Genomic DNA, 13186 nt, shown 5'->3' on the forward strand with positions numbered 1-13186 from the left:
CTTGCTCAATGTGCTTCACGGGAAACGGTGGTGCCGCGGTAGACCACCACGCCAGCGTCGACCTGCGGGGCGGAGACCTGGCGCACGGCGGGCGCCTGGGCCTGACGCGGCTTGCCAATAAGCTGCTCGAGGGTGATCGGCTGGCTGGAAGCGCCACCGAGCGAGGCCTGGATATAGCGGCCCTGCTGCTCCTTCTCGAAGAGGTTCTCGTCCTTGCTGCGCACAGCCAGGCGCAGGGAACCGGCCTGGCTGGCCAGCATGAGGCGCGAAGCGGCTTCGGCGGGTACCGCCAGCACGGCAGTGCGCGGCGGTTTGGGTGTCTTGTCCTTGGGGTCGCCGGCGTTGCGTGCCTGGCCGTCGGTGGCAACGGCGATCTGTTCGCCGTAGGTCAGCACCCGCACACCAGGCAGCACCACCTGGGCGCTGAGGCTGCGCTCGGTGCTCTGCTGATCCTGGACGAAGAGCATGACGTCGACGTAGTCGCCGGGGAGCACGAAACCGCCGCCACCGATGACCTCGTCCACGGCAATCGCCATGGCGCGCTCGTCCGGGCGGATGGTGCGGGCCAATGGTCCACCCGGCTCGGTGATGGCGGAAGTGAGGATATTGCCCGCCGGAACGGCGACCCAGACGCGCTGGCCGATCACCGCTTCAGGCTTGGGAAAGCTGCCAGCGGGCGCAGTGCGGAGCATCTCCACGCTGACATCGTCCTTGCCGATCACAGCCAGGGCCGGCAGGTCACGGGCGGCCACCACCACGGCGGTGCGCTGCAGCTTGTCGGCCTCGGCCATCGCCGCCGGCGCTACCTCCTGGACCACCCCAGTCACCGGCGCGGCCGGTTTGCCAACCTGTAACCCCAGGTACCCCACCACGCCAGCGCAAACCAACAACAGCCCGGCGAATACCATCAGCACCTTGCTATTCATGACGACGTCCTTGGGGAATGTCGAAAAATGCGGACCGAGGGTCCACGGCCTTGTCGTGAGAAGTCAGCCACCGGCACCGCCAGTGCTTGTCCTTCAGACCTTTATTGTTGTTTCGGCCAGGCGAGGAAGTTCGATAAGAATCATTCCTCATAATCAGCTTTTATTTGTTCCAAATCAGAATCTAGTAGCTGTGTTTAGAGCGTCAACTACGCCGGTTAAATTTACGACATGCAATTACTTATATGCCGAGAGGGTTATAACTTTGGTATTAGCGCTATTTGAACAATTGCATTCAGCCATACGACGCCTAGCCTGACGATGAAGTCGGGGCGCCGCCCCGGTGGTATTCGAGGGAGCACCCGTGATGGACCTGACAATAAAAAACCTGTCCCTGAAACTGTATTGCAAGGCCAAGGCATTCATGGCCGACAAGGAAGGGGCAACAGCGATCGAATATGCGGTTATTGCGGGACTGATCTCGGTAGTCGTCATCAGCGCGGCCGCGTTGATCGGAACCGACCTTGGCGTAATCATGGACAGCATCAAGACCGAAGTTGCAAAAGCGAAATAGCGGTTATTCCTGATTTCCGCTCTTCTACCTAATTGGAAGTTCCCGCGCCCGGCGCGGGAACTTGTTCTGCTGCGTGCATGAAAGTTTTCTAAAGTTGCGCCCTGCGCTGCCGATACAGCCTGCTCAAACCCGTTTCACAGCAGGATGCTTTACCAATGCTTCGTTCGCTGTCCTTCTCCAGGAAGATTCTCCTGGCTGCCTCCCTCGTGGTTACCTTCGCCTTCGCCTGTTTCATCTTCTTCAACGATTTGCGCCAGCGCGACGCGATCCACTCTGACACCGAATCCTATCTCTCCGAGGTCGGCAGCCTGACCGCCAGCAACATCCAGAGCTGGCTGGAGGGGCGCATCCAACTGGTGGAAGCGGAAGCTGCGCAACTGGCCGATGGCGAACCGACGTCCGAGCGCATCCAGCACGTGCTGGAGCAGCAGGTGTTCCAGAAGAACTTCGAATCGGTCTACCTCGGTGAAGCCGCCAGCGGCGTGTTCACCATGCGCCCCTATGCGCCGATGCCCGACGGCTACGACCCGCGCACCCGCGGCTGGTACAAGGACGCCGTGGCCGCCGGCCGGCTGATCGTGACCGAGCCCTTCCTCGATGCCGGCACCAACGAGCAGATCCTCGCCATGTCCATGCCGGTCATGCGCAATGGCCAGTTGGTCGGCGTGGCCGCCGGCGACATGAAGCTGGAAACCATCACGGCGATCATCAACTCGCTGAAGTTCGACGGCGATGGCTATGCCTTCCTGGTCAGCGACGCCGGCAAAATCCTTCTGCACCCCGATAGCAGCCTGATCTTCAAGAGCCTCGGCGAGGTCTACCAGCAAGGCGCACCCAAGGTGCAGCCGGGCGTGCAGGAAGTCAGCATCAACGGCGAGGACCAGCTGGTCTCCATGACCCCGGTGAAAGGCCTGCCGGGCGTGACCTGGTACGTCGCCCTGGTGCTCAACAAGGATTCCGCCTACGCGATGCTGAGCGATTTCCGCAACACCGCCATCATCGCCACCGTCATCGCCATCATCGCCATCCTGTTCCTGCTGGGCATGCTGATCCGCGTGCTGATGGCGCCACTGACCGACATGGGGCGCGCCATGCAGGACATCGCCCAGGGCGAAGGCGACCTGACCAAGCGCCTTAACGTCGCCAGCAACGATGAGTTCGGCGTGCTGGCCAATGCCTTCAACCGTTTCGTCGAGCGTATCCACGAGTCCATCCGCGAAGTGGCCTCCACCGCACGCCAGCTGCACGACGTCTCGCAGTTGGTGGTGAATGCTTCCAACTCCTCGATGAGCAACTCCGACGAACAGGCCAACCGCACCAACAGCGTCGCCGCGGCGATCAACGAACTGGGCGCCGCCGCCCAGGAAATCGCCCGCAACGCCGCCGACGCCTCGCACCATGCGACCGACGCCAGCCATCAGTCCGCCGATGGCCGCCAGGTGGTCGAGCAGACCATCAGCGCGATGAACATGCTGTCGGACAAGATCAGCTCGGCCTGCGCCAACATCGAGTCACTGAACAGCCGCACGGTGAACATCGGGCAGATTCTGGAGGTGATCAAGGGCATCTCCGAGCAGACCAACCTGCTGGCGCTGAACGCCGCCATCGAGGCCGCCCGCGCCGGCGAAGCTGGCCGTGGATTCGCCGTGGTGGCGGACGAGGTGCGCAACCTCGCCCACCGGGCCCAGGAGTCCGCGCAGGAAATCCAGAAGATGATCGAGGAGCTGCAGGTCGGCGCCCGCGAAGCCGTGGATACCATGACCGAAAGCCAGCGCTACAGCCTGGAGAGCGTCGAGATTGCCAACCGCGCTGGCGAGCGCCTGGCCAGCGTCACCCTCCGCATCGGCGAGATCGATTCGATGAACCAGTCGGTCGCCACCGCCACCGAAGAGCAGACCGCCGTGGTCGACTCGCTGAACATGGACATCACCGAGATCAACACCCTGAACCAGGAAGGCGTGGAAAACCTCCAGGCCACGCTGCGCGCCTGCGCGGACCTGGAGAACCAGGCAGGCCGGCTGCGCCAGTTGGTGGACAGCTTCCGTATCTGATTCTTGCGAAGATGAAAAAAGGCGCCTTTTGGCGCCTTTTTTGTTCGCGAGCAAGCTCGCTCCTACAGGTCGGGGCTCTTGCAGGAGCGAGCTTGCTCGCGAACCTGCCCATCCCGACCCTACCACCAAATTCCGCTTTCTCAGGCTTGGCCCCAACCAGCCTGTATCACCGCTGAAACACCTACCACAGAGCCACTCCTACCGTTCGTCCGACTCTTTCAAGCTTCCCTCGGGCACGCCGAAATCAAGGGTGAAGGCCTTTGATACCAACCAACAAACCGGGCCTGTCGTCACCGCCGGCACAAGGGAGTTCCGGCCACGCCCGCACGGCTATCCGCCGCGCCGGCGCCGTCCGTTTCACACCACAGGAACGGACGTCCTGCGGCGACACCGGATCTGTCGCCCGGACCAACGCCGCTCAGGCATCCCACTACTTCCGGACTCGACGCAGCATGATCAAGAGCCTGAAATTCAGCCATAAGATTCTCCTGGCCGCTTCTCTTGTTGTTTTCTCGGCATTCGCCCTCTTCACCCTCTACAACGACTACCTGCAGCGCAACGCGATCCGCGAGGACCTCGAAGACTATCTGCGGGAAATGGGCGACGTGAGCGCCAGCAACATCCAGAACTGGCTGAGTGGCCGGCTGCTGCTGATCGAAAGCACCGCACAGACCATTGCCCGCGACAGCGCAGCGGAACATCTGAGCGCATTGCTGGAGCAGGACAGCCTGCGCAAGACCTTCAATTTCACCTACCTGGGCCAGGAAGACGGCACCTTCACCATGCGCCCCAACAGCGCCATGCCTGACGGTTACGACCCGCGCACCCGCCCCTGGTACAAGGATGCCGTCGCCGCTGGCGGCACCACGCTGACCGAGCCGTACATCGACGCCGCCACCCAGGAACTGATCATGACCGTGGCGACCCCGGCCCGCGCTGGCGGCAAGACCTTGGGTGTAGTCGGCGGCGACCTTGGCCTGCAGACCCTGGTGCAGATCATCAACTCGCTGGACTTCAGCGGCATGGGCTACGCCTTCCTGGTCAGCGGCGACGGCAAGATCCTGGTGCACCCGGACAAGAGCTTCATCATGAAGTCCCTCTCCGACATCTACCCGCAGAACACCCCGAAAATCGGCGGCGGCTTCAGCGAGGCTGAGCTCAATGGCCACACCCGCATCCTCAGCTTTACCCAGGTGAAGGGCCTGCCGTCCGTGAACTGGTACATCGGCCTGTCCATCGACAAGGACGCGGCCTACTCCATGCTGAGCAAGTTCCGCGCCTCGGCCATCATCGCCGCCGCCATCGCCATCGTCGCCATCCTGCTCCTGCTGGGCATGCTGATCCGCGTGCTGATGCAGCCGCTGACCACCATGGGCCGCGCCATGGAAGACATCGCCCAGGGCGAAGGCGACCTGACCAAGCGCCTGAAGGTCGCCAGCAACGACGAGTTCGGCGTGCTGGGCAACGCGTTCAACCGCTTCGTGGAGCGCATCCATGAATCCATCCGCGAAGTGGCCTCCACCGCGCGCCAGTTGCACGACGTCTCGCAACTGGTGGTGAATGCCTCCAACTCGTCCATGAGTAATTCCGACGAGCAATCCAACCGCACCAACAGCGTGGCCGCGGCGATCAACGAGCTGGGCGCCGCCGCCCAGGAAATCGCCCGCAACGCCGCCGATGCCTCGCACCACGCCACCGACGCCTCGCACCAGGCCGGTGACGGCCGCCAGGTGGTCGAGCAGACCATCAGCGCGATGAACATGCTGTCGGACAAGATCAGCTCGGCCTGCGCCAACATCGAGTCGCTGAACAGCCGTACGGTGAACATCGGGCAGATTCTGGAGGTGATCAAGGGCATCTCCGAGCAGACCAACCTGCTGGCGCTGAACGCCGCCATCGAAGCCGCCCGCGCCGGCGAGGCGGGTCGTGGATTCGCCGTGGTGGCGGACGAAGTGCGCAACCTCGCTCACCGCGCCCAGGAGTCCGCGCAGCAGATCCAGAAGATGATCGAGGAGCTGCAGATCGGCGCCCGCGAAGCCGTGGATACCATGACCGAAAGCCAGCGCTACAGCCTGGAGAGCGTCGAGATTGCCAACCGCGCTGGCGAGCGGCTGGCCAGCGTCACCCACCGCATCGGCGAGATCGATTCGATGAACCAGTCGGTCGCCACCGCCACCGAAGAGCAGACCGCCGTGGTCGACTCGCTGAACATGGACATCACCGAGATCAACACCCTGAACCAGGAAGGCGTGGAAAACCTCCAGGCCACGCTGCGCGCCTGCGCGGACCTGGAGAACCAGGCAGGCCGCCTGCGCCAGTTGGTGGACAGCTTCCGCATCTGACCGCGGCAGCTATGAAAAAGGCGCCTGCGGGCGCCTTTTTTTGTTCGCGAGCAAGCTCGCTCCTACAGGTCGGGGCGCTTGCTCGCGAACATCCCTGTTGTCTGGTTTCGGGGCGGCACTATCTGCACGATCGCGGGCATGGCCCGCTCACCTCAACGCCGCTTGCTACCGCCCAGCAGCGCGCCCATCAGCCCGCGCACCAACTGCCGACCAATCTGGTTCGCCGCCTGGCGCACCACCGTCTTGCTGACCTGGCTGGCCAGGGAACCGAGGATCTCGCCGGCCATACCGCCGAAGTCGGTGCCTTTCTCCTCCTTCCCCTGAGTCGGCGCCATCTTGTCGTCGGCGCGGCCGGTGAGCTTTTCGTACGCGGACTCACGGTCAATCGGCTGGTCATAACGTCCGGCCAACGGCGAGCGACGGATGAGGTCGGCACGCTCGGCATCGGTCAGCGGGCCGATGCGCGACTGTGGCGGCGCCACGGCCACACGCTGGACCATGGCCGGCGTGCCCTTCTCTTCCAGCGTGCCGACCAGCGCCTCGCCGATGCCCAGTTCGGTGAGCACCTTCAGGGTGTCGAACGCCGGGTTCGGGCGGAAGCCATCGGCCACCGCGCGCAGGGATTTCTGCTCTTTGGCCGTGAAGGCGCGCAGGCCGTGCTGGATGCGCAGGCCCAGTTGCGCCAGCACGTCGTCCGGCAGGTCGCTGGGCGACTGGGTGACGAAGTACACGCCCACACCCTTGGAGCGGATCAGCCGCACCACCTGTTCGAGGCGATCCTGCAGGGCCTTGGGCGTGCCGTTGAACATCAGGTGCGCCTCGTCGAAGAACAGCGCGAGGATGGGCTTGTCCGCATCGCCGCGCTCGGGCAGTTGCTCGAACAGCTCGGCCAGCAGCCAGAGCAGGAAGGTGGCGTAGACCTTGGGCGCATCGTGCACCAGCTTGCTGGCATCCAGCAGGTGGATGCGGCCGCGGCCGTCGGCTTCGGGGCGCAGCAGGTCCTCCAGTTGCAGCGCCGGCTCGCCGAAGAAATCTTCTGCGCCCTGCTGCTCCAGCAGCGCCAGGCGCCGCAGCAGCGCCTGGGACGAGGCGGCAGTGAACAGCGCGCGGTCCTCGCCGAGCACTTCCGGGTGTTCCTTGAAGTGGTTGAGCAGCGCCTTGAGGTCCTTCAGGTCGAGCAGCAGCAGGCCTTCGCGGTCGGCCACCTTGAACGCGGCAAACAGCGCGGCCTGCTGGCTCTCGGTCAACTCCAGCAGGTTGGCCAGAAGCAGCGGGCCCATCTCGGACAATGTGGTGCGCAGCGGGTGGCCGGTCTTCCCAGCCACGTCCCAGATACTGACCGGGTAGGCCTGGGGCTTGTAGTTCAGCCAGGGCATGCTGGCGATACGCTCGGCCACCTTGCCCTGCGGGTTGCCAGCGGCGGCAATGCCGCACAGGTCGCCCTTGATGTCGGCGGCGAACACCGCGATACCGGCATCGCTGAAGGATTCGGCGAGGTGCTGCAGCGTCACCGTCTTGCCCGTGCCGGTGGCGCCGGCGATCAGGCCGTGACGGTTGGCGAGCTTCCAGGACTGGCCGACCGGCTGCCCGTCGGGGCCCGCACCGATGATGAGTTGCTTCGTGACTGACATCCGTTGTTCCCCTTCAGTGGGCCTGTCGCAATGAGTGCTTCAACAAGAGTGGCGCGTCCCGCCGCGCTTCGCAATCGACTAGGCCGGGACTTTGAAGACGTGCTTGAGGTAGTGCAGGAAGTTCTCGTCCTTGCACTGCGTCTTGCCAGGCTCGTCGGAAATCTTTGCCACCGGGTGGCCGTTGCAGGCGGTCATCTTCAGCACGATGTTCATCGGCTGTACACCCGGCACATCGCAGGTGAAATGGGTGCCGATGCCAAAGCTGACATCGATCCGCTCGCGCAGCGCGCGGTAGATTTCCAGCGCCCGTGGCAGGTTGAGGCCGTCGGAGAACACCAGGGTCTTGGTCAGCGGGTCGATACCCAGGTGCTCGTAGTGCCGGATGGCCTTTTCCGCCCATTCCAGCGGATCGCCCGAGTCATGGCGCAGGCCGTCGAAGAGCTTGGCGAAATACAGGTCGAAGTCCGCCAGGAAGGCGTCCATGGTGATGCAGTCAGTCAGGGCGATACCCAGTTGCCCGCGGTACTCACGCACCCAGGCGTCCAGCGCGGCGGCCTGGCTGTCGATCAGCCGAGGGCCGAGCTGCTGATGCGCCATCAGCCACTCATGGGCCATGGTGCCCAGTGGCTTGACGCCCAGCTCCCGCGCCAGGTGTACGTTGCTGGTGCCGACGAAGTGGCCGGGGAAGCCGTCGCGCAGGTCGCGCACCACCGCTTCCTGTACCGGATAGGAGAAGCGCCGGCGGGTGCCGAAGTCGGCCATCTTGAAGCCCGCCAGTTCCTCGGCGCTGGCCTCCTTGCGCAGCCAGTCGAACTTTTCCTGCAGGCGCTCGCGGACCATCGTCAGCGTCGTACCAGGGTGGCGGTGGCGGTTGCGCACTTCACTGATACTCGCGAGCAGCGGCACCTCGAAGAGAATCACGTGCAGCCACGGCCCTTTCAGGCGCAGGAACAGCTCCTCGTTCTCCACGCCCAGTTGCACATAACGGGGATTGAAGCGGAACAGGCCGAGGAAGCGGATGAAGTCGGGCTTGAAGAACGGGATACGTTCGAGGAAAGCCAGGTCCTGGGGGGAGAAGGACAACTCCGCCAGGCGCTCGATCTGCTCGCGCAGCGGGTCCAGGTAGGCGCGCAGGTCCTCCTCGTTGCGGCAGCGGAACTCCCACTCCACCTCGGCATTGGGGTAGTTGTGCAGTACCGCCTGCATCATGCTCAGCTTGTAGAAGTCGGTATCCAGCAGGTTCTGCACGATCCGCCGGGAAAATGCGCTGTCGCTCATGCTCATCTCATTGCAGGCTTGAACCGGCAGTCTAAACCCGTCGCCCACAAAAAACCCCGCCGAGGCGGGGTTTCGAGTTGGAATCAGAAATCAGCGTGCTTTGCTCTGCGTCATCCCGAACAGGAAGAGCAGCAGGTCGTCATCCGGGCGGATGTCCTGTTGCTTGGCGCGCAGGTTGGGCGGCATCGGACAGCTGTCCAAGCCGCCTTTTCCGGAAATGACCGAAGGCCCCGGCTCATGCCAGGCCGCCGCCGCCAGGGTCGCCACCCCGAGCGCGCCAACGAGGAGCAAACCTCGCGTGATTTCTAACTTCATGTCTGCAACCCTTTGATGGCGCTGCCAAACGCCGCTTGGTAACCATAGACAAAGGCCTGCCATTGCGCCTCTGTCCACGACGAGCGGCGTTTTACCTGGCGAAGATCGTGACGCGCGGCACGCTGGGCGCTGAAGCGCTGGCGAGCCTTTTCCATGTCAATCAGGGCCACTTCGATCTTCTCGCCGTCCACCTTCACGAACACATGCTTGAGGTAGAGGCAGCCATGCTGCCAGCGACCGGCGTTAAGTTTTGCAAGGGTACTACCGTAATGTTGCAGAATTCTTTGGTGCAGGGCTTCACCCCAGCGCTCCTGGTCGCCACGGGCGTAGCAGTCTTCCAGGCTGGTGAAACCGTCCAGGGATTCGGTGACCAGCAGCGCCTGCCATTCGCCATCGACCTTGCGGCAACCGGCGTAGACCAGCGTCGGCACCTTCACGCCCAGCGCTTCGGCGGCCTTGAGGGCGTTACGCTCGCGAATGGCGGTCGGATAACCGAAGGGATGCAGCAGGTCACGGTAGATGTGACCCATCTGCTGCTTGCGATAGAGCATGCGGCCGTCGGAGGTCAGGACTCGCTGCACGCCGCTTTCGCCGCCGCGCCGACGGTTGGGTTCCTCGACCCACTTGCCGGGCACCTGGAGCCAACGGTCGATGGCGTTCTCACCGGAAATTTGCTGCAGCGAAGCCAGATCAACGGCCATCCATCACTCCTTACGCAGAATGTAGACCCGCCACATGTGTACGAGCGGGACGAAATCAATGTGATCCTGGACCTTGAAACCAGCCTGGCGGAACTCCGCCTCGATGGTCTTGGCGGGAATCACGAAGCGGTTCTGGTAAGCGTGTTTCTTGCGATTCGACTCGGCGCGAGCACGTTTCCAGGACTTGAAGTTGCCATCGACCCACATCGACAGGATCACCGAATCACGGGTTACGCGGTGAAATTCGCGCAACATCGTCAAACGATCGTCAGATTCGCCGATATGGTGCATCAGGCGCATCGAGAAGATGCTATCGACGGCGCTGTCGGGCAGATCAATGGCAAACGCGGAAGTCTGCAAAGGTCGGACGCGTTTTACAACCTCATTCGGTTGACCCGCGCAGGCTACGGCAATCATGTCCGGGGAATTGTCCGCCCCGATGATCACCCGGTTCTCCTTTTCGGCCAGCATCGGCCAGAAGCGCCCGGCGCCGCACGGCAGGTCGAGAACCAGGTTGGGCTGGCCGGCAAGCTTGAGAGCCTGGCGGGCGACTTGGACATCGCGCCAGTGGGAAAGTTTCCGGGAGAGTCCGGCCTGGTGCTTGCGCAGGTAACGCTCTGCGTGCTGGCGGTCGTACTTTTGAGAGAACTCCAGGTCGACGGGTTTTTCAGTCATCGGATATTTACCTTTCCCGAATTCAGGGCGAACGATACAAACCAGCCTGTCACAGCCGGGTCATGCACTTGTGAAGTTTTCGTCAAACGATGGCTAGGCGAACTTCGAAGCGACAGCCATGGGGCTCGGCCGGACGCAGCGTGACGTCCCAACCTTCGGAGGCGCAGATCCGCTTGACCAGCGACAACCCCAGGCCAAGCCCCTCACCACGCGGGTTCTGGCCACGCACGAACGGCTGGAAGACGCGCTCGCGCTGTTCTTCAGGGATGCCGGCACCGGTGTCTTCGACCCAGAATCCGTTCGGTCCAAGTTGTAAGCGGATGCTGCCGCTTTCGGTGTAATGCATGGCATTGCGCAATAAATTGCTCATCACCGAGCGCAGGAAAGGCGCGTTGAATTGGCCGGGCATCTCCTGACCAACGTCATACTCCAGCGTCAGGCCTTTTGCCTCGATCGGACCACGCCACTGTGCGACCAACTCGTCGCCGATCTGCCGCAACCCGGCCTGGGAAACGATGGCCATGTCCTTGCGCTGAGCGCGGGCCAGCATCAGGAAGGTCTGCACCAGGTCACGCATCTCTTCGCAGGCACTGTTCATGCGAGCCAGCTGGGCGCGCGCCCGCGGGCTGAGACCCGGCTCTTCCGCGAGCAATTCGGAGCTGGTGGCGATCACCATCAACGGCGTCCGCAGTTCGTGGCTGACGTCACTGGTGAAGAGTTTCTCCCGGGTCAGCACATCGTGTAGCCGCCCCATGGCGTAATCGAAGGCTGCCGCCAGTTCGCCTACCTCATCGTTGGCGTAATCCGGCGACATCGGCGGCGCCAGCTCCAGCAACTGGTCGCGATGGCGAACCTGGCGCGCCAGGCGCGACACCGGCTCCATGACCTTGCGCGCCAGCAGCCAGCCCAGCAGCCCGGACAAGGCCAGGCTGAGCACATAGCCGGTCACGACGGCAGCGTAGAGAATCTGCTCGCGCGCCTCGAAATCGCTCTGGTCCTGCAGCAGGACGAAGCGGCGACCGTCAATATCACGCGCCAGCGCATGGAACGACAGCTCGCCGTCAAACACCTCATGGAAACCAGTATCCAGCCGGCGCAAGGCTGGCGGCATGGCGTAGACACCCGCGCCATCGCTGATGAAGAAACGCATGCCTGGGTCTAGCTTGGGAGCCTGGCCGTTGCCCAGGTCCTCATTGATGATGCGGTCCAGTTCGCCGCCCAGGTCGCGGGAGATCAGACGTTCCTCGACGATGTGGACAACGCCGACGATTCCCACCGAGAACAGGCCACCAACGGCGGCGGTCATGAGTACGAAGGCAAAGACAATCCGTCGGGAAAGGCTCTGCTTATACTCCATGCGCTTCCTCCGCCAGCTTGTAGCCGACGCCGTGCACGGTATGCAGCAGGGAGGAACCGAAGGGCTTGTCGATCACTTGGCGCAACTGGTGAACGTGGCTGCGCAGGCTGTCGCTGTCGGGGCAGTCGTCGCCCCACACGGCCTCCTCGAGTACATCGCGGCGCACCACGTGCGGGCTCTTCTGCATCAGTACGGCGAGCAGCTTGAGGCCGATGGGGTTGAGCTTGAGCGGCTTGCCGGCGCGGTTCACTTCGAGGGTGTCGAGGTTGTAGCTCAGGTCAGCGACCTGCAGCTCGCGACGCCCGCCGCCCTGGCTGCGGCGCAGCACCGCTTCGATGCGGGCGGCCAGCTCGGAGAGTGCGAAGGGTTTGAGCAGGTAGTCGTCGGCGCCGGAGCGGAAGCCCTGCAGGCGGTCGTCCAACTGGTCACGGGCGGTGAGCATGATTACCGGGGTGTCGCGGCGCGCGTCTTCGCGCAGGCGACGGCACAGGGTGAAGCCATCCAGCCCCGGCAGCATCACGTCCAGTACGATCAGGTCGTAATGGGAGGTCGCCGCCAGGTGCAATCCGGACAGGCCGTCCTGGGCGCAATCCACCGTGTAGCCCTTGAGGCCCAGGTAGTCGGCCATATTGGCCAGGATGTCCCGATTGTCTTCAACCAACAGAATACGCATGTGCTCTCCTTTCGCGAACAGCACTCTAGCCTAACTGGCTTAAATGGAACTTAAACGCCTTTGACGGATTTTTCACACTTGTTCGCAGTGACACGGTAGCACTGCCGCGCTTCCCGAGGCCTGCCGGCGTCTCTTTCAGCAAGGCCTAGCGGCCCATCAGCGCGTGAACAGACCAGAGTCCGGCCAAGGTCATCAACAGGGAGCCGGCAAGGTGCGTGGCCACGGTGCCCATCGCCCAGGCCAGCCGGCCCTGCTGCAGCAGCACGACGACTTCGGCCGAGAAGGTGGAGAAGGTGGTGAGACCACCGCAGAAACCGGTGATGATCAGCAATCGCCATTCTGGCGCCAGGCCCGGCGTGTTGGCGAAGAAGGCGATGGCCGCGCCGATGATGTAGCCGCCGACCAGATTGGCGACCACCGTCCCCGGCGGCATGGATGGCAGGAGGGTATTGAGCTTGAGCCCGAGCACCCAGCGCAGTAGAGCGCCGAGAGCGGCTCCGAGGGAGACGGCGAGAATCGATTTCCACATGGTCCTGTCCTGGGGAAGGTGTTTTGGACAGGCTGCAGGCGAGCGCCTACGCGCCTTTCCAGGTCAATGCGTAGGCATCATCAGCCACAAGGGCGGTTGAAGGAGGAATGCCATCTCCTGCGACGGATACTGGCATA

At 63.3% G+C, this 13186-nt stretch carries 12 protein-coding genes and 1 riboswitch; of the genes, 3 read left to right on the forward strand and 9 right to left on the reverse strand.

Annotated features, from left to right (window positions below; translation table 11 throughout):
* Positions 1 to 5: 5 nt before the first annotated feature.
* Positions 6 to 926: a Flp pilus assembly protein CpaB gene (gene cpaB / locus AC2T4A_RS28600; RefSeq protein WP_416744905.1), complete on the reverse strand. Its 921-nt coding sequence runs from the start codon at positions 924 to 926 to the stop codon at positions 6 to 8.
* A 376-nt stretch (positions 927 to 1302) separates the two neighbouring features.
* On the opposite strand from cpaB, the gene AC2T4A_RS28605 reads away from it, so the two are divergent.
* From AC2T4A_RS28605 to AC2T4A_RS28615, 3 genes are all read left to right on the forward strand, one after another.
* Positions 1303 to 1497: a Flp family type IVb pilin gene (locus AC2T4A_RS28605; RefSeq protein WP_413352176.1), complete on the forward strand. Its 195-nt coding sequence runs from the start codon at positions 1303 to 1305 to the stop codon at positions 1495 to 1497.
* A 155-nt stretch (positions 1498 to 1652) separates the two neighbouring features.
* A complete protein-coding gene (locus tag AC2T4A_RS28610; protein WP_486742374.1) occupies positions 1653 to 3548 on the forward strand; it encodes a methyl-accepting chemotaxis protein in 1896 nt (631 codons plus the stop codon).
* A 452-nt stretch (positions 3549 to 4000) separates the two neighbouring features.
* The gene (locus AC2T4A_RS28615; protein ID WP_486742375.1) at positions 4001 to 5890 is read left to right on the forward strand and encodes a methyl-accepting chemotaxis protein; all 1890 of its coding nucleotides are present in this window, start codon (positions 4001 to 4003) and stop codon (positions 5888 to 5890) included.
* A gap of 152 nt (positions 5891 to 6042) precedes the next feature.
* Here AC2T4A_RS28615 and AC2T4A_RS28620 read toward each other — a convergent pair whose 3' ends face one another.
* From AC2T4A_RS28620 to crcB, 8 genes are all read right to left on the reverse strand, one after another.
* Positions 6043 to 7521 (reverse strand): helicase HerA-like domain-containing protein, encoded by a 1479-nt coding sequence (locus AC2T4A_RS28620; protein WP_486742376.1) that lies wholly within the window; start codon positions 7519 to 7521, stop codon positions 6043 to 6045.
* 78 nt (positions 7522 to 7599) lie between these two features.
* On the reverse strand, positions 7600 to 8799 hold the full coding sequence (gene pncB / locus AC2T4A_RS28625) for a nicotinate phosphoribosyltransferase (RefSeq protein ID WP_486742377.1): 1200 nt from the start codon (positions 8797 to 8799) through the stop codon (positions 7600 to 7602).
* A gap of 90 nt (positions 8800 to 8889) precedes the next feature.
* Positions 8890 to 9114 carry a hypothetical protein gene (locus AC2T4A_RS28630; protein ID WP_416744900.1) on the reverse strand — a complete coding sequence of 75 codons (225 nt, stop codon included), beginning with the start codon at positions 9112 to 9114 and terminating at the stop codon, positions 8890 to 8892.
* The gene (locus AC2T4A_RS28635; RefSeq protein WP_416744899.1) at positions 9111 to 9815 is read right to left on the reverse strand and encodes a lipopolysaccharide kinase InaA family protein; all 705 of its coding nucleotides are present in this window, start codon (positions 9813 to 9815) and stop codon (positions 9111 to 9113) included. The genes AC2T4A_RS28630 and AC2T4A_RS28635 overlap by 4 nt, the downstream gene beginning before the upstream one ends.
* Positions 9816 to 9818: 3 nt before the next feature.
* A complete protein-coding gene (locus tag AC2T4A_RS28640) occupies positions 9819 to 10490 on the reverse strand; it encodes a class I SAM-dependent methyltransferase (protein WP_416744898.1) in 672 nt (223 codons plus the stop codon).
* Positions 10491 to 10572: 82 nt separating this feature from the next.
* Positions 10573 to 11847 (reverse strand): sensor histidine kinase, encoded by a 1275-nt coding sequence (locus AC2T4A_RS28645; RefSeq protein WP_416744897.1) that lies wholly within the window; start codon positions 11845 to 11847, stop codon positions 10573 to 10575.
* A complete protein-coding gene (locus AC2T4A_RS28650; RefSeq protein WP_017518075.1) occupies positions 11837 to 12520 on the reverse strand; it encodes a response regulator transcription factor in 684 nt (227 codons plus the stop codon). Before AC2T4A_RS28650 ends, AC2T4A_RS28645 begins: the two co-directional genes overlap by 11 nt.
* A gap of 145 nt (positions 12521 to 12665) precedes the next feature.
* Positions 12666 to 13049, reverse strand: coding sequence for a fluoride efflux transporter CrcB (gene crcB / locus AC2T4A_RS28655; protein ID WP_416744896.1), 384 nt, complete (start codon positions 13047 to 13049; stop codon positions 12666 to 12668).
* Between the two features lie 64 nt (positions 13050 to 13113).
* Positions 13114 to 13176: riboswitch (Fluoride riboswitch) on the reverse strand.
* Positions 13177 to 13186: the final 10 nt, after the last annotated feature.

Source organism: Pseudomonas sp. PVC-3-1 (assembly GCF_057444315.1).